The organism is Actinoplanes nipponensis, from assembly GCF_016862275.1.
GTDB classification, from domain to species: Bacteria; Actinomycetota; Actinomycetes; order Mycobacteriales; family Micromonosporaceae; genus Actinoplanes; species Actinoplanes nipponensis.
The window spans coordinates 18587-37742 of record NZ_BOMQ01000056.1 but is presented as its reverse complement, the minus strand read 5'-3'; the positions used below and the strand labels follow the sequence as shown (position 1 = coordinate 37742).

The 19156-nt window shown below is 74.5% G+C and carries 20 protein-coding genes; 6 read left to right on the top strand and 14 right to left on the bottom strand.

The window, feature by feature from the left end; all coding sequences use genetic code 11:
- Positions 1 to 2: 2 nt before the first annotated feature.
- Positions 3 to 2378 carry an ATP-binding protein gene (locus tag Ani05nite_RS23905; RefSeq protein ID WP_203771625.1) on the bottom strand — a complete coding sequence of 792 codons (2376 nt, stop codon included), beginning with the start codon at positions 2376 to 2378 and terminating at the stop codon, positions 3 to 5.
- Between the two features lie 170 nt (positions 2379 to 2548).
- Here Ani05nite_RS23905 and Ani05nite_RS23900 point away from each other — a divergent pair, with 170 nt between their 5' ends.
- Positions 2549 to 3037, top strand: coding sequence for a peptidoglycan-binding domain-containing protein (locus tag Ani05nite_RS23900; protein WP_239130541.1), 489 nt, complete (start codon positions 2549 to 2551; stop codon positions 3035 to 3037).
- A gap of 42 nt (positions 3038 to 3079) precedes the next feature.
- On the opposite strand, the gene Ani05nite_RS23895 is transcribed toward Ani05nite_RS23900, so the two are convergent.
- Positions 3080 to 3553, bottom strand: a complete 474-nt coding sequence (locus tag Ani05nite_RS23895; protein WP_203771623.1) for a DUF3592 domain-containing protein — start codon at positions 3551 to 3553, stop codon at positions 3080 to 3082.
- Between the two features lie 93 nt (positions 3554 to 3646).
- On the opposite strand from Ani05nite_RS23895, the gene Ani05nite_RS23890 reads away from it, so the two are divergent.
- Positions 3647 to 4099 (top strand): DUF1707 and DUF4190 domain-containing protein, encoded by a 453-nt coding sequence (locus Ani05nite_RS23890; protein WP_203771621.1) that lies wholly within the window; start codon positions 3647 to 3649, stop codon positions 4097 to 4099.
- Between the two features lie 3 nt (positions 4100 to 4102).
- On the opposite strand, the gene Ani05nite_RS23885 is transcribed toward Ani05nite_RS23890, so the two are convergent.
- A complete protein-coding gene (locus Ani05nite_RS23885; RefSeq protein ID WP_203771619.1) occupies positions 4103 to 4885 on the bottom strand; it encodes an inositol monophosphatase family protein in 783 nt (260 codons plus the stop codon).
- Positions 4869 to 5816, bottom strand: a complete 948-nt coding sequence (locus tag Ani05nite_RS23880; RefSeq protein ID WP_203771617.1) for an RNA polymerase subunit sigma-70 — start codon at positions 5814 to 5816, stop codon at positions 4869 to 4871. The genes Ani05nite_RS23885 and Ani05nite_RS23880 overlap by 17 nt, the downstream gene beginning before the upstream one ends.
- 33 nt (positions 5817 to 5849) lie before the next feature.
- Here Ani05nite_RS23880 and Ani05nite_RS23875 point away from each other — a divergent pair, with 33 nt between their 5' ends.
- Positions 5850 to 6230, top strand: coding sequence for a VOC family protein (locus tag Ani05nite_RS23875; RefSeq protein WP_203771615.1), 381 nt, complete (start codon positions 5850 to 5852; stop codon positions 6228 to 6230).
- A 137-nt stretch (positions 6231 to 6367) separates the two neighbouring features.
- Complete coding sequence (locus Ani05nite_RS23870) at positions 6368 to 7708, top strand: pectate lyase family protein (RefSeq protein ID WP_203771613.1); 1341 nt, start codon at positions 6368 to 6370, stop codon at positions 7706 to 7708.
- 47 nt (positions 7709 to 7755) lie between these two features.
- Here the strand turns inward: Ani05nite_RS23870 and Ani05nite_RS23865 are convergent, their stop codons facing one another.
- Positions 7756 to 8571, bottom strand: coding sequence for a phytanoyl-CoA dioxygenase family protein (locus Ani05nite_RS23865; RefSeq protein WP_203771611.1), 816 nt, complete (start codon positions 8569 to 8571; stop codon positions 7756 to 7758).
- 73 nt (positions 8572 to 8644) lie between these two features.
- On the opposite strand from Ani05nite_RS23865, the gene Ani05nite_RS23860 reads away from it, so the two are divergent.
- The gene (locus tag Ani05nite_RS23860) at positions 8645 to 9673 is read left to right on the top strand and encodes a LacI family DNA-binding transcriptional regulator (RefSeq protein WP_203771609.1); all 1029 of its coding nucleotides are present in this window, start codon (positions 8645 to 8647) and stop codon (positions 9671 to 9673) included.
- Between the two features lie 235 nt (positions 9674 to 9908).
- Here the strand turns inward: Ani05nite_RS23860 and Ani05nite_RS23855 are convergent, their stop codons facing one another.
- Positions 9909 to 12713 (bottom strand): DEAD/DEAH box helicase, encoded by a 2805-nt coding sequence (locus Ani05nite_RS23855; protein ID WP_203771607.1) that lies wholly within the window; start codon positions 12711 to 12713, stop codon positions 9909 to 9911.
- A gap of 89 nt (positions 12714 to 12802) precedes the next feature.
- Between Ani05nite_RS23855 and Ani05nite_RS23850 the strand changes: the two genes are divergently transcribed.
- The gene (locus tag Ani05nite_RS23850; RefSeq protein ID WP_239130547.1) at positions 12803 to 13546 is read left to right on the top strand and encodes an HAD family hydrolase; all 744 of its coding nucleotides are present in this window, start codon (positions 12803 to 12805) and stop codon (positions 13544 to 13546) included.
- A 16-nt stretch (positions 13547 to 13562) separates the two neighbouring features.
- Here the strand turns inward: Ani05nite_RS23850 and Ani05nite_RS23845 are convergent, their stop codons facing one another.
- The 8 genes from Ani05nite_RS23845 to Ani05nite_RS23810 form a co-directional block, all read right to left on the bottom strand.
- The gene (locus Ani05nite_RS23845; protein WP_203771605.1) at positions 13563 to 14147 is read right to left on the bottom strand and encodes a carboxymuconolactone decarboxylase family protein; all 585 of its coding nucleotides are present in this window, start codon (positions 14145 to 14147) and stop codon (positions 13563 to 13565) included.
- 67 nt (positions 14148 to 14214) lie between these two features.
- Positions 14215 to 14406 (bottom strand): hypothetical protein, encoded by a 192-nt coding sequence (locus tag Ani05nite_RS23840; RefSeq protein WP_203771603.1) that lies wholly within the window; start codon positions 14404 to 14406, stop codon positions 14215 to 14217.
- Positions 14407 to 14474: 68 nt separating this feature from the next.
- Positions 14475 to 15374 carry a diacylglycerol kinase family protein gene (locus Ani05nite_RS23835; protein ID WP_203771601.1) on the bottom strand — a complete coding sequence of 300 codons (900 nt, stop codon included), beginning with the start codon at positions 15372 to 15374 and terminating at the stop codon, positions 14475 to 14477.
- Positions 15375 to 15399: 25 nt separating this feature from the next.
- On the bottom strand, positions 15400 to 16347 hold the full coding sequence (gene tatC, locus Ani05nite_RS23830) for a twin-arginine translocase subunit TatC (protein ID WP_203771599.1): 948 nt from the start codon (positions 16345 to 16347) through the stop codon (positions 15400 to 15402).
- A gap of 6 nt (positions 16348 to 16353) precedes the next feature.
- Entirely contained in the window at positions 16354 to 16731 is a 378-nt protein-coding gene (tatA, locus tag Ani05nite_RS23825) for a Sec-independent protein translocase subunit TatA (protein ID WP_203771597.1), read from the bottom strand.
- 155 nt (positions 16732 to 16886) lie between these two features.
- Positions 16887 to 17165, bottom strand: coding sequence for a hypothetical protein (locus tag Ani05nite_RS23820; RefSeq protein ID WP_203771595.1), 279 nt, complete (start codon positions 17163 to 17165; stop codon positions 16887 to 16889).
- A 10-nt stretch (positions 17166 to 17175) separates the two neighbouring features.
- Positions 17176 to 18162, bottom strand: a complete 987-nt coding sequence (locus Ani05nite_RS23815) for a helix-turn-helix transcriptional regulator (RefSeq protein ID WP_203771593.1) — start codon at positions 18160 to 18162, stop codon at positions 17176 to 17178.
- Positions 18159 to 19154 (bottom strand): helix-turn-helix transcriptional regulator, encoded by a 996-nt coding sequence (locus Ani05nite_RS23810; RefSeq protein ID WP_203771591.1) that lies wholly within the window; start codon positions 19152 to 19154, stop codon positions 18159 to 18161. Before Ani05nite_RS23810 ends, Ani05nite_RS23815 begins: the two co-directional genes overlap by 4 nt.
- Between the last annotated feature and the right edge of the window lie 2 nt (positions 19155 to 19156).

The following is a 19156-nucleotide window of genomic DNA, read 5'->3' as shown; positions in this document are numbered from 1 at the left end:
GGTCACGCCGTTCCGGCCGGGGGGTGGAGTCTGACGCGCAGGGGGCCGGCGTCGGGGTGGTGGAGGTCGGTGAGGATGTCGAGGGCGTGCTGCCAGGCGGCGCGGGCGTCGGTGGTGTTGCCGGCGGCGTGCTGGAGGTCGCCGAGGCGGGTGAGGGTGGTGGCCTCGTGGTGGCGGTTGCCGAGTTCCCGGAACAGGTCGACGGCCCGCTGGTAGCAGGCGACGGCCCGGTCGTGGTGGCCGAGGTGGTGGTGGACGTAGCCCAGGCTGTCCCAGGTGGAGGCCTCCCCGTGGCGGTTGCCGAGGTCCTGCTGCCAGGCCAGGGCCTGGCAGCAGTAGGTCAGGGCCTGCTCGTGGTCGCCGAGTCGGGCGTGGTACCAGCCGACGGCATTGTGGGCGTTGGCCTGGCCGACCCGGTGGCCGACGGCGCGGAACAGGATCTCGGCCTGCTGGGCATGGGTGCGGGCCCGCCCGTAGTCGTCCTGCCGCCCGAACATCAGGCCGAGGTCGAGGTGGGTGCGGGCCTCGCCGGTGCGGTCGGCCAGCCGGCCGTACCGGGTCAGGGCCTGACGGAGATGGCTGTGGGCGTCGTCGTACCGGCCCAGCCGCGTGTAGGTCTGGCCGAGGAGGCGGTGGGCCCGGGCCTGGGCGGGCAGGTCGGCCGAGCGGAGCGCGGCGGCCAGCGCGGCCTCCTTGGTGGCGAGCGCGTCGTGCCAGTGCCCGCGCCGGTCCAGGAAGGTGACGAGGGTCCAGGCGAGCTGCCAGGTATGGGTGTCGAACCCGGCGACGGCGGCGTGGTGGAGGGCGGCCAGCAGCACCCGGTGCTCGGTGGTGAGCCAGGCCAGCGCCCGGCCGTGGTCGGTCACCGGCTCCGGGGTGACGCCGGGCCGCGGCGCGGTGAGGGCGATCGGGTCGCGTTGCGGGTTGAGCAGCCGGTCCGCGGCGTAGGCGGTGTGCAGGTAGTGGTCGAGAAGGCGGTGGGTGCCGGCGCGCCGGTCCGGTTCGGGGTCGTGGATGTGTCCCTGTTCGACGGCGTACGCGCGCAGCAGGTCGTGCAGGGCATACCGGCCGGCGGCGGGTTCGGTGATCAGCTGGGCGCGGACGAGCTCGGTCAGCAGCGGCCGGGCCCGAGCCGGCGACAGGCCGACGAGGCTGGCCGCCGCCGGCAGTGAGATGTCGGGACCCGGGTGCAGGCCGAGCAGCCGGAAGAGCCCGGCGGCGGCGGCGCTGAGCCGTTGACAGGACCAGGAGAACACCGCCCGGACATCGGTGCCGGGATCTCCGGTGCTGAGCAGGTCGAGCCGGCCCTGGCTGCTGCGCAGTTGCTCGGCGAGGGCGGTCAGCGGCAGGTGGGGCTGGGCGGCGGCGCGGGCGGCCACGATCGCCAGCGCCAGCGGCAGCCGGGCACACGCCGTGATGATCTCGTCGACGGCGGCGGACTGGGCGGCGATCCGGTCCGGGCCGAGCCGGCGGGTCAGCAGCTGGCGGGCCTCGTCGTCGGTGAGCAGGTCCAGGGTGAGCGGGTAGGCGCCGACGGCGGCGACCAGCCCGGTGAGCTGGTGACGGCTGGTGAGCACCGCGAGGCAGCCTCCGGTGGCGGGCAGCAGCGGGCGGGCCTGCTCGGCGTCGCGGGCGTTGTCGAGCAGGATCAGGATCCGCTTGTCGGCCAGGACGGTGCGGTAGAGGGCGGCCTGGGCGTCCAGGCCGGCCGGGATGCGCTGGGGCGCGACGCTGAGGGCGTCGAGGAAGCCGCGGATGGCCTCGGCGGGGTCCATGACCGCGCCGGTGGGGTGGAAGCCGCGGAGGTTGACGTACAGCTGGCCGTCCGGGAACCGCCGGCGGACCCGGTGGGCCCAGTGCACCGCCAGTGCGGTCTTGCCCACCCCGGCGGTGCCCGAGACCGCGGAGATGACCACCGCGGTCGGTTCCTCGCCGGCGGTGGCCAGGAGGTGGTCGAGCGCGGCGAGCTGGGCGTCGCGGCCGGCGAAGCCGCGCACGTCGGCCGGCAGCAGCGCCGGCACGGCGACTGCCGCCCGGCGGGAGCCGTCCCGGGCCGCGTCCGCGCGCTGCCGCCGGGCGGTGGTGACCTGCTCGTGGAGGGACCACCAGAGCTCCAGGTCGACCATCTCCGGGGGCAGCGGCAGGTGCGGCCGGTGATCCTCGGCGCAGCGCCGGCAGGCCGTCACGAACGCCGCGACCGTCTCCCAGCGCGGCACACCCCGGCCGTTGAGCAGCGCGCCGAGGGTCGCCGGCGGCAGTGTCGCGCCGGCCAGGGCGGCCTTCCTCCGCAACTCCCGGTAGGCCGGCTTGCGGACCAGCCGGTACAGCGCGTGGAGCCGCGCCCGGAGCCCGGCCGCCGGATCGTCCGCGTGCCCCATCCCTGCCCCCGTCCCGTCCCGACGGCCACGCGGCGTCCCGAGGTGTCCGGTGTCGTCCCGAATGGACGCCCCGGGACGGGCCGGCCGGCACTGTCGTCCCCATCAGAGTCCCGCAGCCGCGGCCGCGAGTCACGGGAGCAGCGTCCACGCACCTGAAACGGAGTCCACTCATGACAGTCACACTGCACGGTCCGGCGGCGACCCGGCCGGACGCGGCATCGAAGGGCCGGACGGGGAGCGGCCGGCGACGCCGCCTCGCGGGCGCCCTGCTCGCGGCGGCCATGATGGTGGGTTGCCTGCTCGCCACGGCGACGCCCGCCGCCGCCTCCCATCACGGGATCGCGCCGGCGCCGGTGACCTGTTCGGAACAGCTCCGCCCGCTGCTGGGTCCCGGATCGACGCACGCCTGCGTGGCGTCGCTGCAGCACTTCCTGGCGGCGATCGCCTTCGTCTCGGGCGACACCCGGCTCTATCCCGGACCGGTCGACGGGCACTTCGGGTCCGGCACCTCGAACGCGGTGCGGCGGTTCCAGGAGCTCCGGGGCCTCACCCGGGACGGTCTGGTGGGCAACAACACCTGGGCCGCCATCGCGGGCGACTGCGCCATCTTCTACACCCGCGGCGCGTACAACGTCTGCCACACCCAGGTCCGGTTCTGAGCGACGCGATGAGCCCGGACGCCGCCGCGGCGTCCGGGCGCCTCACGACGGCCGTGACCGCCGGCGTTTCCGGCGGCCCCCGACGTGGCCGCTGATCGACACGAACGCCGCCAGGACGGCCAGGACCGCCAGGAAGCCGGGCGCGGAGGTCCAGACCGGGGTGGCGTAGCCGTCCGCGGTGGCGATCCGCTCCGGGTCGTCGGGGTCCACGTACACCGTCAGCGCCCGCCCGACCGGCCACTTGTCGATCAGCAGCCACGGATAGCGCAGATCCGCGCTGCGGGTGGCGCCCCGCGCCGGGTAGCTCACCGTGTACCAGTGATCGAACTCGTCGTCGTGATCGGCGGTGACGACGGCCCGGACCGCGCTGCCGTGCGCCACGATCTGCCGGCGCTGCTGCTCACCGGCGAGGAACACGCCCGCGGCCAGCACCGCGAGAGCCGCGCTGATGGCCAGCCCGGTCGCCGTGAGCCGCCAGGTCCACCGCCGCGCCGGGTCCTCGCCGTCGGAGGTCATGACCGCACGTTACGTCCCCCGGTCAACACGGCGGCCGGCCTTGTGGGCGGTTCGGCCACGCGGGCGGCCGGACGCGCGATACGTTCGCCACCGATGAAGGACGAGCGCATCGGCACGGTGCACCGCACGCAGGTCATCGACCAGCTGACCCGGGCCCTCGGCGAGGGCCTGCTCAGCACCGAGCAGTACGACGGCCGGGTGGTCGCGGTCAGCACGGCCACGTACGCCTCGGACCTGCTGTCGCAGGTGCAGGATCTGCCGCCCCGGCTGCAGTGGGACCCGCGCAACGCGGCGCCGCCGACGCCGCCGGACCGCACCGCGGGCCGGTCCGCCCTGATCCTCGGCATCGCCGGCGTCCCGCTGTCGTTCTGCCTGCTCGGCTGGATTCCCGGGATCGCGGCCATCGTGCTGAGCACCCGGGGCCGCGGCGCCCACGGCGTCGGCCCGGCGCTGATCGGGCGGGTGCTGGGCATCATCAGCGTGGTGCTGTCCGTGGGGGCGGTCGCGGCGCTGGTCTTCGCGCTGAACACCAGCACCTCCCCGTAGCGGTCAGGCCGGCCAGAGCACGTCGTGGGCGGCCTGCCACAGCGTGCGGTCGGCGGCGAACAGCGAGACGCCCGGGCGCGGGCCGCGGATGCCGTCGGCGCCGCCGTAGCAGCCGCCGGCCTCGGTGACGATCAACGCGGTGGCCGCGAAGTCCCACACCTGGCCGCGGGTCTGCAGGGCCAGGTCCAGCCGGCCGCCGGCGACGAGCAGGGCGGCGTGCACGTCCCACTCGACCGACGGGGTGACGGCGCTCAGCGGCGCCGCGATCGCCTCGTCGCTCGGGTACAGGTTGGGAGCCACCGGGATGACGCCCAGCCGGCTGCCGGCCAGCGCCGGGGCGGGGGCGGCGACGTGGACGGGCGTGGCCGCCGTACCGTCGAGGGTTCCTTCGAAGGCGCCGCCGCCGCGGCGCGCCCACCAGACCCGGTTCTGCGCCGGGACCGCGGCCACCCCGACGACGATCTCGCCGGCCTCCTCGAGGGCGACCAGCACCAGCCACCGGTCGTCGCCGGCGACGAACTGGGCGGTGCCGTCGATCGGGTCGATGATCCAGCGCCGGTCCGCCGCGCCGGTCTGGCCGCCCTCCTCGCCCAGCACGGCGTCGCCGGGCCGAGCCGCGGCCAGCACGGCGCGCACGGCCGCCTCGGTCGCCCGGTCCGCCTCGGTGACGACGCTGCCGTCCGCCTTGCGTTCCCGGGGCAGGTCGGCCAGGGCCGCGAAGTACTCCAGGGCGACCGCGGCGCCGGCGCGGGCGGCGGTTCTGGCCAGATCAAGATCGCTCTGCACGCCACCATCCTGCCCGGCGGCCGCCGGCGGCGCCCGGCGGCTCGTCGAGGTAGGTGGTGATCTCGGTGATCAGACCGCCCCGCGTCTCGAAGATCATCAGCGCGAAGGGCTCGTACGTCCCGTCCGGGCCGGTCGGCCGCTCCTGCCAGTACGCGAGGGTGCCGTTGGCGGCGACCGGCACCATCCGGGCCTCCCGGCACGACCCGTCGCCGTGCAGCAGCACCTGCCGGATCTGCTCGCGCCCGCGCAGCCACCAGGCGAACGGCGGCATGGTCATGGTGGCGTCCTCGTGCAGCAGCGCCACCATCGCCGCCACGTCGTACCGTTCGAACGCCCGGCAGTACCGGTCGAGCAGCGCGGCGGCGTCCGGCTCCAGCGGAGCGACCGGCCCGGCGCGCCGCACGGTGGCCCGGGCCCGCTGCAGCGCGCTGGTCACCGAGGGCACCGACGTGTCGAGCAGCTCGGCCACCTCGCCGGCGTGCCAGCCCAGCACGTCGCGCAGGATCAGCACGGCCCGCTGCCGGGGCGAGAGCCGCTGCAGGGCCGCGATGAAGGCCAGCCGTACGGATTCCCGGCGCACGGCGTGCTCGGCGGGGTCGTCGCCGGGCAGCACCCGCGCGTCGGCGACGGGCCGGACCCAGGCGCCGGGCGGCAGCGGCGTCCCGAGCGGGGCGCCCGCCTCCGCGGCCGGGCCCAGGTCGACGGCGCGGGCCCGGCGCCGGGCGCTGCGCAGCATGTCCAGGCAGACGTTGGTGGCGATGCGATACAGCCAGGTACGCAGCGAGGCCCGGGCGTCGTCGAAGCGGTCGGCGTGCTGCCAGGCCCGCACCAGCGTCTCCTGCACGGCGTCCTCGGCCTCCGCGGCCGCGCCGAGCATCCGGTACGCGTACCCGGTGAGCTCCACCCGGAACTTCTCCGCCTCGAGCTGCACGCCGGGAGACTACCGCGTTGCTACCGTGGCACCGTGCATCGCAGCCGCCTGTACGGCCTCTTCGTCGACACGCCCGCGGCCGAGGCGCCGGCCGCCGCGGCGTTCTGGTCCGCCGCGCTGGGCACGCCGGCCGTGCCCGAGGAGCACGAGCCGCAGTTCACGATGCTGCGGGAGGCGCTGCCGGCACTGACCCTCGGGGTGCAGGCGGTCGACGACGCGCCGCGCTACCACGTGGACATCGAGACCGACGACCACGACGCGGAGGCGGCCCGGCTCACGGCGCTGGGCGCGGTCGAGATCAACCGGTGGCTGGACTGCCACATCATGCGGGCGCCGGGCGGCCACCTGCTCTGCGTCGTGCCGGTGCACAGCGCCCCCGAGCTGTTCGCCGCGCACTGCACCGTCTGGCCCTGAGCGCCCCGGCCGGCGCCGGGTCCACTGCAAACTTCCTGCACGTTCCGGGGCATTGACTCGCCGAAACACGCGTGTAACCGTTGCTCGTTGGGAAAGCGCTTTCCTCCCCCCGGATCATCGAGTACCTGGAGCGCACGATGCGCGGTAGATCCCTCCTCGCGGCGAGCCTGATCGTGGCCGCCGGCCTCACCCCGGCCCTGCCCGCCGCGGCCACCGATGCCCCGGCGGCCGCGGCCGCCGGGGTGCCGGCCGCGGCGCTGCGCCTGGCCCGGCAGCCCCTGCCGGCCGACGACGGCTGGGCCGCCGCCGGCACCGGCACGACCGGTGGCTCGGCCGCCGACGCCGCCCACACCTTCGTCGTCCACAACCGGGCCGAGCTCGTCGCGGCGCTCAGCGGCGAGGCCGCGCCGCGCATCGTCGTGGTCGACGGCCGGTTCAGCATGCGCACCGGCGCCGACGGGCAGCCGCTGAGCTGCGCCGACTTCGCCGACCCGGAGTACGACCTGGCCGCCTTCCGGCAGGCGTACGACCCGGCGGTCTGGGGCCGGACGGCCAAGCCGAGCGGCCCACTGGAGGACGCCCGGGTCCGCTCGGCCAAGCGGCAGGGCGACCAGATCAAGGTCATCGTCCCGTCGGACACGACCGTCATCGGGATCAACGGCGCCCGCATCGAGCACGGCAGCATGGTCCTGCAGAACGTGCACAACGTGATCGTGCGCAACATCGAGTTCACCGACGCGGCGGACTGCTTCCCGGCCTGGGACCCGACCGACGGCTCGACCGGCAACTGGAACTCGCTGTACGACCTGGTGTCGCTGACCGGCGCGACCAACGTCTGGCTGGACCACAACACGTTCAGCGACGGCAACAACCACGACGCCGCCCAGCCGCTGTACTTCGGCCGGCCGTACCAGGTGCACGACGGGGCCAGCGACATCATCCGCGGCTCGGACCTGGTCACCGTCTCGTACAACAACTACTACGACCACGACAAGACGATGCTGATCGGCTCGACCGACACCCCCGGCGTGGACGTGGGCAAGCTGCGCGTCACCGTGCACCACAACCGCTTCGGCAACGTGGTCCAGCGGGCGCCCCGGGTGCGCTTCGGCCAGGTGGACGTCTACAACAACCTGTACGTCGCGACCGCCGAGGACTACGGCTACTCCCTCGGCGTCGGCTTCGAGTCGAGCATCTACGCGGAGAACAACTACTTCGTGCGCAGCGCGGACGTCGCGGACGCCGACCTGCTCAAGTACTGGAAGGGCACCCGGATCACCGCCAAGGGCACCCTGGTCCAGGTGGGCAGCCGGCCGCCGCGGCCGGTGGACCTGGTCGCCGCGTACAACGCCGCCTACGACCCGGACTTCACGCCGGACGCCGGCTGGGCGCCGACGCTGCGGCCCCGCCTCGACCCGACGCTCCTGGTCCCGGTCATCGTCAAGGCCGCCGCCGGATCGCGCCGGCTCGGCGTCTGACCCCGTACGCCCGGCCGGGACTTCCCACACCCGGCCGGGCCCCCTTCTCAGGCCTCGCCCATGACCAGGCCCTCGATCGTGTGCTTCTGGGTGATCGGGGTGAGCGTGTCCACCACCGGGCAGTGCAGGTGCGCCTTGACCTGATCGGGCAGCGACTCCCAGAACGGTCCGGTGACCGCCGTGTCGTGCCGCTCGCCGTTGCCCGCGCCGGGCGCGTCCACCCCGAGGACCAGCACGGGGCGCGACAGCTGGGAGTAGTTGCGGGTGCCCCGGTGGATGGTCAGCGCCGAGCGGGCGGAGATGTCGCCCCGCTTCGGGTACTTGCGGACCGCGCGCTGCTCGTAGCGCGGGTAGAACGACTTCGGCGGGAACATGCCGTGGCCGAACTCGGGCTCGTCGTCGAACTGGGTGCCCGGGGCTATCTCGAACGGGCCCATCTCCTCGGTGGTGTCGACCCCGGTGAGGTTGAAGGCCAGCGAGTTCAGCCGCCGCTGGGTGCGGGTCACCTCCGGCATGGGGAAGTCGCGGTGCCAGGGCTGGTTGACCGCGCCGGCCAGCGGGACGTCGAAGCCCAGCTCGACGATCTCGTACCGCGGGCCGAGCACGGCCTCGCACACCGCGGTCACCCACGGGTGGGTGACCAGGTCGACGAACCCGCGCAGCTGCTCGGGGTGGATCTCGACGTAGTAGCGGTGCGGGCCGCGCCCGACCGCGCCGTCGGGCCGGGCCAGGGCCTCGGCGAACGCCTTCTCGATGTCCTCGCGCATGGCGTCCGCCCAGGCCGGGCTGAAGGCGCCCGGGCAGGCGGTGATGCCCTGGTCGTAGAGCGCGTCGCGGGCCGCCGTACCGGTCGAAGAAGTCATGAGGCCCACTTTGCAACGTTGTATGCCACGTGGCAAGCGGTGCCGGTAGGGTTTTCGCCATGGGGAACCGACGATGACGGCGAGCCTGCGCCAGGTCGCCGAGCGCGCCGGGGTGTCGATCCGCACGGTCTCGAACGTGGTCAGCGGCTTCGCCCAGGTGGCGCCGGACACCCGGGCCCGGGTGCAGGAGGCCATCGACGAGCTGCGGTACCGCCCCAACGCCGCCGCCCGGCACCTGCGCGGCGGCCGGTCCGGCCTGGTCGCGCTGGCCGTGCCCGAGATCGCCTCGCCGTACTTCGGCGAGCTGGCCGGGCTGCTGGTCCGCGAGGCCGAGCGACGCTCCTGGATGCTGCTGGTGCAGCAGACCGACGGCGACGCGGAGCACGAACGCCGCCTGCTCGACGGGGTACGCGGCCAGGTCGTCGACGGCCTGGTGCTGAGCCCCTGGGCGCTGTCGCCCCGGGAGCTGCGCCGCGCACCGGGCGGCGTGCCGGTGGTGCTGCTGGGCGAACAGGACGCCGACGGGCTGCTCGACCACGTGGCGGTCGACAGCGTGGCCGCCGCCCGCGAGGCCACCCGGCACCTGATCACCCTGGGCCGGACCCGCATCGCCGCCATCGGGCCGCAACCCCAGCTGGACAACGGCACCGCGGCCCGCCGCGTCGAGGGCTACCGACAGGCGCTGGCCGAGGCCGGGCTGCCCGCGGACCCGGCCCGCGAGGTCCCGGTGGCCCGGCTGCACCGCGCCGACGGCGCCGCCGCCATGGCGGCGCTGCTGGACGCGGGCCGCGAGGTGGACGCGGTCTTCTGCTTCAGCGATCAGCTGGCGCTGGGCGCGATGCAGGCCGCGCTGTCGCGGGGGGTACGGATACCCGGCGAGCTGGCCGTGGTGGGCTTCGACGACGTGGAGGACGGCCGCTACGCGACCCCGTCCCTGACCACGATCGCGCCGGACAAGGAAGCCATCGCCCGCGACGCCCTGAACTGCCTGGCCGACCGGCTCGGCAGCGGCCACCAGGACCGGCCGGCCCGGCGCATCGTGGCCGGTCACCGCCTGGTGATCCGGGACAGCACCGCGGGGCTCGCGGGCCGGCGGTCATAACCGGCCCCGGCGCCGGGCCCGGACCGGCTTGATCGGGGTCCCACACCAGGCGGCCGCTCCCCTTCGCCGTCCACACCCCGTCCGCGTGCCGCGGACCGCCGCCCGGCGCTCACAGCGCCATCCGCCGATCCCCCCGCGCTCACAGCGCCGCCCCGCGCCCACAGCGCGCCGCACCGCGCCCCGCGCCCACAACGCGCCGCACCGCGCCCCGCGCCCCGCACGCGCCGCCCCGCGCTCACAGCGCCGTCTGGTAGGCCAGCACCCCCCGATTCACCGCGACCATCGCCTTGCGAGCCGTCTCCCGCACCCCGGAGCTCGCCGCCGACGCGTCCTTCAGCTGCGCCAGCAGGTCGAGCACCTGCCGCGCCCAGCGGACGAAGTCCCCCGCCGGCATGTCGGACTCGTAGTTGTGCCCGCTGGCCAGCACCCGGGCCAGCGGCTCACCGCGGGCCCAGCGGTACATCGGCCACACGAAGCCCGGGTCCGGCTCGCGGGTCAGCGACAGCCCGTGCTCGGCCTCGTCGGACTCGATCTCGGCCCACAGCTTGTGGCACGCGTCGACCGCCGCCGTGGTCGCTCCCTTGGGGACCGAGGCGCGCTCGTCGCCCTCCCGGCGTGACTCGTAGAGCACCATGGACACCGCCGCGGCCAGTTCCTCCGGGGCCAGGCCCTCCCAGACGCCGCGGCGCAGGCATTCGGCGACCAGCAGGTCGGCCTCGGTCCAGATCCGGCCCAGCATCCGGCCGGACTCGGTCACCTCGCCGTCGTCGGACAGGTACCCGCGGCCGGCGAGCACCGCGCAGACCTGGTCGAACGTGCGGGCCAGCGAGCCGGTGCGCCCGGCGACCTTGTCGCGCAGGGCGTCGGTGTCGCGGGCCAGGCGGTGCCGGCGCTCGGCGAAGCGGGCGTGCTCCTCGCGATCCGGGCAGGCGTGGCATGGGTGCTGGCGCATCTGCACCTTGAGCAGCGCGATCTCGGCGTCCTCGCCGGGGGCGGCCTTGCCGCGGCCGCGCCGGCCGCCGCCGCCGCCCGAGCCGTGCCGGTCCAGGCCGGTGGCGCTGACCGTCGCGGCCAGGTCGCGGCGGGCGCCGGGCGAACGCGGGTTGAAGTTCTTCGGCACCCGGATGCGTTCCAGCACGTCGACCGCGCCGGGGAAGTCCGCCGGGCTGACCCGCCCGGCCCAGCGGTCCTGGGTCAGCACCAGCGGGCGCGGCTCGCCGAAACCGCCGGTGGGCGGCTCGAGGACGACGGCGAGGCCGGCCCGGCGGCCCTGCGGCACCCGGATCACGTCGCCGACGCGCAGCTTCTCCAGCGAGGACACCGCGGCGGCGCGGCGCTGCGCGGTGCCCTGCCGGGCGATGGCGCGTTCCCGGTCGGCGATGGCCACCCGGAGCGCGAAGTACTCGTCGAAGTCGCCGTGGTGGCAGGCGCCGTCGTCGTCGTACGTCTGCATGGTCTCGACGTTGCGCTGCACCTGCCGGGCCAGCCCGACCACCGAGCGGTCCGCCTGGAACTGCGCGAACGAGGACTCGAGCAGGTCGCGGGACTTCTCCGCGCCGACCGAGCCGACCAGGTTGACCGCCATGTTGTACGACGGGCGGAAGCTGGAGCGCAGCGGGTAGGTCCGCGTCGAGGCCAGGCCGGCGACGTGCCGCGGGTCCACCTCGGGGCTCCACAGCACCACCGCGTGGCCCTCGATGTCGATGCCGCGGCGGCCGGCACGGCCGGTGAGCTGGGTGTACTCCCCCGGGGTCAGGTCGACGTGGGCTTCGCCGTTGAACTTGACCAGCCGTTCCAGCACCACGCACCGGGCCGGCATGTTGATGCCCAGCGCCAGCGTCTCGGTGGCGAAGACGGCCTTGACCAGGCCGCGCACGAAGCACTCCTCGACCGCCTCCTTGAAGGCGGGCAGCATGCCGGCGTGGTGGGCCGCGACGCCGCGCTCGAGACCGTCCAGCCATTCCCAGTAGCCCAGCACCGAGAGGTCCTCGCTGGGGATGCCGGCCACCTTGGCCTGGGCGATGCGGCGGATCTCGGCCCGCTCGTCGGCGCCGGTCAGCCGCAGGCCCCCGGCCAGGCACTGCTGCACGGCGGCGTCACAGCCGGCGCGGCTGAAGATGAACAGGATCGCCGGCAGCAGGTCGGCGCGGTCGAGCCGCTCCACCACCTCGGCGCGCGGCGGGGGCTGCCAGCGCCGCGGCCGGCCGCCGCGGGAGTGCCAGCCCGGCCCGGCCGTACGGTCGGTGAGCTCCAGCCGGCGCAGCATCTCGCGGGTGTAGCGCAGCAGCTCGGGGTGCACGTCGTGCTTGCGGGCCGCGTCGGCGTCGTGGAACAGGTCGAACATCCGCTTGCCGACCAGCATGTGCTGCCAGAGCGGGACCGGCCGGTGCTCACTGACCACCACCTCGGTCCGCCCGCGCACGGTGACCAGCCAGTCGGCGAACTCCTCGTAGTTGCTGACCGTGGCGGACAGGGAGACCAGCGTCACCGACGAGGGGAGGTGGATGATGACCTCCTCCCAGACCGCGCCGCGGAACCGGTCGGCCAGGTAGTGCACCTCGTCCATCACCACGTAGGCCAGGCCCTGCAGGCTGGCCGAGCCCGAGTAGAGCATGTTGCGCAGCACCTCGGTGGTCATGACGATCACGGGCGCGTCGCCGTTGACCACGTTGTCGCCGGTCAGCAGGCCGACCTGGTCGGCGCCGTAGCGCTCCACCAGGTCGTGGTACTTCTGGTTGGACAGGGCCTTGATCGGCGTCGTGTAGAAGCACTTGCGCCGCGGCCCGGCCCCGCCCGCCCGCAGCGTGAGGTGCACGGCGAACTCGCCGACGACGGTCTTGCCGGCGCCGGTCGGCGCGCAGACCAGCACGCCGCTGCCGCGCTCCAGCACCTCGCAGGCCTGACGCTGGAAGTCGTCGAGGTCGAAGCCGACGTCGAGCATGAAATCGTCCAGGGCCGGAAACTCGGCGGCCCGGGCCGCCCGGCGCTTCGAAGCCGCATACCGTTCGGCGGGGCTCACATCACCGGCGGGGGTCGTCATGAACACAAGGCTAGTGCGTGGGTGTGACACAACGAAGGTCATGCCTCGCCGGGCGGTTGCCGACAGTCGCGTGGCCGGCGCTGGGTAAGGTGCACGGCGTGCCGGATGCCGCCGAATCGACCGCCTACCCGTCGCGCCGCCAGGTCGACGCCGTGCTCTTCGACTTCCACGGCACCCTGGCCCAGGTCGAGGAGCCGGTGGCCTGGGTGACCGCCGCGGCCGCGGCCTGCGGGCGCGAGCTCGACCGCGGCCGGGCCACGATCCTGGCCGACCGGCTGGTCACCGCCGGGCGCGCCGGCGGCCCGCTGCCCTACCGGGTGCCGCTGCACCTGGCCGAGCACTGGGCCGACCGCGACCTGTACGAGCACAGCCACCGCGCCGCCTACACCGGCCTGGCCGCCACCGTCAGCACGGACGTGGAGGGCCTGGCCGACGCCCTCTACGACCGGCTCCTGGTCCCGCAGGGCTGGCTGCCGTACGCGGACACCGAGCGCACCCTGCGCACCCTGCACGACGCCGGCATCAAGGTGGGCGTGGTCAGCAACATCGGCTTCGACATCCGCCCGCACTTCGCCGCCTGGGGGCTGATCGGCCTGGTGGACGCGTTCGCGCTGTCCTACGAGGTGGGCCGCACCAAGCCGGACCCGGCCATCTTCCTGCGCGCCTGCGGGATGCTGGGCGCCGACCCGGAGCGCACGCTGATGGTCGGCGACAGCCCGGCCGACGCGGGCGCGGTCCAGGCCGGCTGCGCGGCGCTGGTGCTGCCGGCGGCCGAGCCGGGCCGCTCCAACGGGCTCGGCGCCACCCTGGCCCTGGCCGGCTGCCCGGTCTGAGCGCCGGCCCGGCGCGTCAGGCGCGGGAGCCGGCCCGGCTCGGCAGCGGGGCCAGCCCGCACGAGGCCGCCAGCCCCTGGGCCCTGATGCCGAGGGCGATGTTGGCCCGGGCGAACTGGTTGGCCAGCGCGGCGAACGCGGTGAGCTCGACCAGCGCCGGCGCCCCGAGCCGGTCGAGCAGCCGAGCGGAGAGCTCGTCGGTGACGGCGGGCGGCGTCTGCGACATCGCCTCGGCGTACGCCATCACGTCCCGCTCCAGCGGCGTGAACACCTCCGATTCCCGCCACCGGGGCACCTCCCGCGCCTTGGCCACGTCCAGCCCCGCGTGGTACGCCTGGAAGTACCCCAGGTCCAGGCAGAACGAGCAGCCGACCAGCGCGGCCACCGCCATGTGGGCGTACGCCTTCAGGCTCTCGTCGCACCGGTTCCACCGGGCGGCCCGGCGGCCGATGCCCATGCTGAACCGCAGCACCGGCCGGTTGTGCCACATCACGCCGAGCGCCTCGGGCACGTCGCCCAGCATCCTGCGGGTGACCCGCTTCAGCACGGCGCCGTAGACCCCGGTGATCTCGGCCGGGGGTATGCGGGTGTTGCCGGTCATGGCTCCTCCTCGTCCACGGTGGGTCTCGTCAGGAAGACACCGGCCGGGGACGGGATGTGACAGCGGCTCAGAGGTACGTGTCGACCAGGGTCCCCAGGGTCGCCGAGACGCTGCGGACGGGCTCCCGCGCGGCGGCGGCCGCGACGTGGTCGGCGATCGTCGGCGCGTCGGCCTCGCGGGCCGGGCCGGCCTGTCCCGGGTCGGTAGAGGCCGGCATCCCGGTGGACACGGTGCTCGAGCTCAGCGAACCGATCGACATGCTGCCTCCCGAGGATCTGCGGCTTCCCCCGTCCGTTCGGCCGGGCCGCGCCGGCGCTGACGCCGGGCTCACACCAGCAACCGGACCGCACCCGGCTCGCAGCGCACCACGAACGGCAGGGCGGCGACCCGCTCCCCGTCGGCGTACCCGACGATGCCCGGCGCCCCGATCCGCACCTCGCGCGCCCGGTAGCTGGTGACCCGCGGATCGTCGACGTGGGTGCCGCTCCGCAGCCGCGGCTTGAGCCGCACGAGCGTGCCGCGGCCCAGCGGCGCCGCGACGACCACGTCCAGCAGGCCGTCGGTGGGGTCGGCGTCGGGGCAGATCAGCATGCCGCCGCCGTAGCTGCGGCAGTTGCCGACCGCCACCAGGTCGGCGGTGCAACCGCGGTCGACGCCGTCGAGCTCGAGGGTGTAGCGGCGCGGCCGCAGCCGGGCCAGCTCCAGCAGGATGGCCAGGTCGTAGCGGCGCGGCCCGCGCGGCCAGCGCATCCGGTTGGCGCGCTCGTTGACGACCGCGTCGAAACCGGCGGCCAGCACCGCGCCGTACCAGCGCACGTCGCCGCGCCCGGTGGTGATCCGGGCCAGGTCGAGCGGGGTGCTCCGGCCCTCGCGGACGGCGGCGGCGATGGCGGTCGCGGCGGTCAGCGGATCGGCCGGTACGCCGGCGCCGGCCGCGAAGTCGTTGCCGGTGCCGGCGGGGACCAGCCCGAAGGGGGTCGGCGTGCCGGCCACCGCCTGCACGGCCCGGTGCAGGGTCCCGTCGCCGCCGACGGCCACCAGCGCGCCGACGCCCTCGGCGACGGCCCGGTGGCAGGCCTTCTCGGCCGACTCCGCGCTGTCCGCGCCGAGCAGCCGCACCGTACGTCCGGAGGTGCCCAGCCGCTCGAGCACCCCGGGCAGCAGACCGCGGTGCCGGCCGCGCCCCGCCCGGGGGTTGGCCAGCACCGCGATGTCGTCGCTGTTCACAGCCGGGAGGCTACCGGCTGCCGGGTCAGGTCATGTCGTCGAAGCGGCTCTCCAGCGGCAACGGTTTCGCCACGGGCTCCGGCGCCTCGACCGGCGAGGGCGTCTCGATCCGGCTGCCCGCGCCGACCGGCTGGCGGTCGTCCTCCAGCGGCGAGATCTCGTCGTCGTCCAGGCCGGCGTAGATCTCCTTGCCGCGGCCCTTGCGCTTGTCGTTGATCGCGGCCACGCCCACGGCGATCAGGTAGAGCACCACCATGCAGGCCGCGAGCAGCGTCATGCCGAACGGGCCCGGGTCGGGCGTGGCGATCGCGGCGAAGCCGAACGACAGGAAGACCACGACCCGCCACCAGCTCATCAGCTTGCGGGCGGTGACCACGCCGGTGAAGTTGAGCATGAGCAGCACCAGCGGGAACTCGAAGGCCACTCCGAACAGCAGGATCATGCTGGTCACGAAGCCGACGTAGGAGGTCACCTCGAGCTGCGTGGTGTCGCCGACGACGCCGGCCTGCATGATGAAGGCCAGGCTGTGCTGGACCACGAAGTAGGCCAGGACCGCGCCGCCGGCGAACAGCGGGGCGGCGATCGCGACGAAGATGTAGGCCCACTTGCGCTCGTGGCGGTGCAGGCCGGGCGCGATGAACGCCCAGAGCTGGTAGAGCCAGACCGGCGCGCCCACGATCAGGCCGACCCAGAGGGCGATCTTGAGGCGCAGGATGAGCGTGTCGGCGACGCCGAGGACGAGGAACTTGCACTCGCCCGCGACGTACGAGCTCGGCAGCGCGCAGTACGGCCCGGAGAGCAGGTGGAAGACCCACTGCGAGACGATGAAGCCGACGATCAGGCCGGCCACGATGCCGAGCGACGCCCAGAAGAGGCGGTTACGCAACTCCCGGACGTGCTCGATCAGTGTCATGGAGCCGTCGGAGGCCTGCTGGAACTTGCTCGGTCCCTGACGGCGTAGGGAGAGGGCCACGGCGGATCAGCGGTCGTTGCTGCGCTGCACCGGGTCCACGTACGGCTGGGCCGGCGGCTGCTGCGGCTGCGGGAACTGCTGACCGTTGGGCTGCTGGTAGCCCGGCTGCTGGTACCCGGGCTGCTGGTAGCCCGCCGGGGGCGCCTGCTGGTAGCCCGGCTGGCCCGGCTGGTGGATCTCGTTGGGCTGCAGCGGCTGGCGGGAATACTGCGGCTCGGCCTTCTCGGCGACGTTGTCGTCGTCCACCAGGCCCTTGGTCTCAGCCTTGATGATGCGCAGGGAACGACCGAGCGACCGCGCGGCGTCCGGCAGCCGCTTCGCGCCGAACAGCAGCACGAGGACGACGACGAAGATGGCGATGTGCCACGGCTTGAGGGCGCCCATGGGTAACTCCAGTCGATCGGATCAGGTCCTGACAGGTGATGCGGGGTCCATCGTACGTGTGGTTGTTGTGCGCGACCCCTGCCGGACCTGTTTGATTGAGATCCACCGAGGAATTTTCGGACAACGGCCGGGGAACGCCGCACGCTACCACGGGCTCACGCCTTCTGTAAGGAGTGCTTCCCGTCCGATGCGCCCCGCCCGGCCTTGATCACCGCGAGCCGGTCCTGCATGATCTCGGCCCGCTGCTGCAGGCCGGCCACGGATTCCTCGAGCGCCGTCGCGTCCCGCTGCAGCCTCAGCGCCTCGGCCTGGCGCTGTTGCAGGCGCCGGGCGGCCCGGTCCAGCCCGGTCAGCCGGTTGAGGACGGAGAACACGGACGCCACCAGAACGATCAGCGCGAGCACCACCACGGCGATCGCGATCCACTTCACCATGGCGGACAGCTTAGGCGGTGACCGGCGGCGCCGTCGCGTACTGGTCCAGCGCGGTGGTGGCCTGGGCGCGGATCCGGTCGACGAGCTCCACCGGCCCGACCACGGTCACGTCCGGGCCGAGCCCGAGCAGCAGCCGCTGGGCCCAGCCCAGGTCGGTGACCCGCATGGTCACGACCCACTCGTCGCCGTCGCGGCGCACGTCCTCGCACGGGTAGTACTCGGTGATCCACCGGCTGCCCCGGCCCACCCGCAGCGTGACCAGCGGCAGGTCCGGCGACGGGTGGAAGACCCCGTCGCTGACGTCGTGCGGGACCGCCTGCGCCGGCGGCGCGGCGGGCTCGTCCAGCTCGGTGAAGGCGTCGATGCGGTCGACCCGGAAGAGCCGGGTGCCCTCGGCGCGGCGGCACCAGGCCTCCAGGTACGCCCGCGGGCCGACCATCAGCATCCGCATCGGGTCGACCACCCGCTCGGTGGTCTCGTCGCGCGCGGCCGTGTAGTAGGTCAGGCGCAGCGCGTGCCGCCGCTCGACCGCGCCCCGGATCGCGTCGACCCGCTGGCTGTCCGCCGGCAGCCGCACCGCCACCGGGGTGTCGGCGACGTCGCCGGCCGCGTGCTCGATCTTCGCCAGCGCCCGCTCGACGGCGTCGCGGGACCCGGTGCCCGGCGTCTCGGCCAGCATCCGCAGGGCCACGACCAGGGCCAGCGCCTCGTCCGGGTTGAGCCGCAGCGGCCGGTCGATGCCCGCGTCGTAGGTGATGGTCACCCGGTCGCCGTCGAGGGCCATGTCGATCAGGTCGCCCGGCCCGTACCCGGGCAGCCCGCAGACCCAGAGCAGCTCCAGGTCCTCGCGCAGCTGCCGCTCGGTGATCCCGAAGGCCGCGGCCGCCTCCGCGACCAGGATCCCGGGCCGGGCCAGCAGGTAGGGCACCAGGTTGAGCAGCCGGCCCAGCCGGTCGGCCGAGGCCTTGTTCTCCCGGGTACGCGGGTGCGGGGTCATCGGGCCACCGCGGGCAGCACCCGCTCGTGGCGCGCCACGACCTCCTTGAGCTGCTGGATGACCGCGTCACGGAGCTCCGGCGGCCCGTCCGCGCGCACCTCGGCGCCGTATCCGACCAGCCGCGAGGCCAGCCACTCGACGTCGGAGTACGGGATGGTCAGCCGGTCGCCGTCGGGCCCGGGCACCGTCTCGATGGCCAGCCGGCGCAGCCCGGCGGCCCGGCCCGGCTCCACCACCACGGTGGCCCGCCCGTTGCGTTCCACCGGGCCCGACCAGCGGGCGACGTGGCTGATCAGGTCGACGTTCTCCGGCGGGGTGAACGCGCCCTCGGCGCCGACCGGCCGGACCGCGCCGACGATGCGCGACAGCCGGAAGCAGCGGGTGGCGTCGCGGTCCCGGTCGTGGCCGACCACGTACCAGCGGCCCTGCCAGCAGACCACGCCCCAGGGCTGCAGGCGCCGGGTGGAGGGCTCGTCGACCTCGGGGACCCGGTAGGAGAAGGTGACCGCACGGCGGGCCCGGGCGGCCGCGGTGAGCGGCCCGAACGCCGGGTCCACGGTCATCACCGGCTCCATGCCCAGGGTGGCCTGCGGGTCGACCTCGACGCCGGCGGCGCGCAGCTTGGCCAGGCCGGAGGACGCCGCGGCGGCCAGACCGGCGTGCTGCCAGAGCCGGGCCGCGATGCCCACGGCGGCGGCCTCGTCCGGTTCCAGCGGGATGTCGGGCAGGGCGTACTCGCGGTGGGCGATCCGGTAGCCCGGCTCGGTGTCGAACGCGCTGGCCAGGCCGGTCTCCAGGGGCACGCCCAGCTCGCGCAGCTCGGCCTTGTCCCGCTCGAACTTGCGCTGGAACGCCTCGTGGTCGCGCGGATCCTCCGGGTCGTGCTCGTAGCCGGGCACGGTCGCGGCGATCTGCGCGGCGGTCAGGAACCGTCGCGTGGACAGCAGACAGATCACCAGGTTCACCAGGCGCTCGGTGCGGGTCCGCGACACGA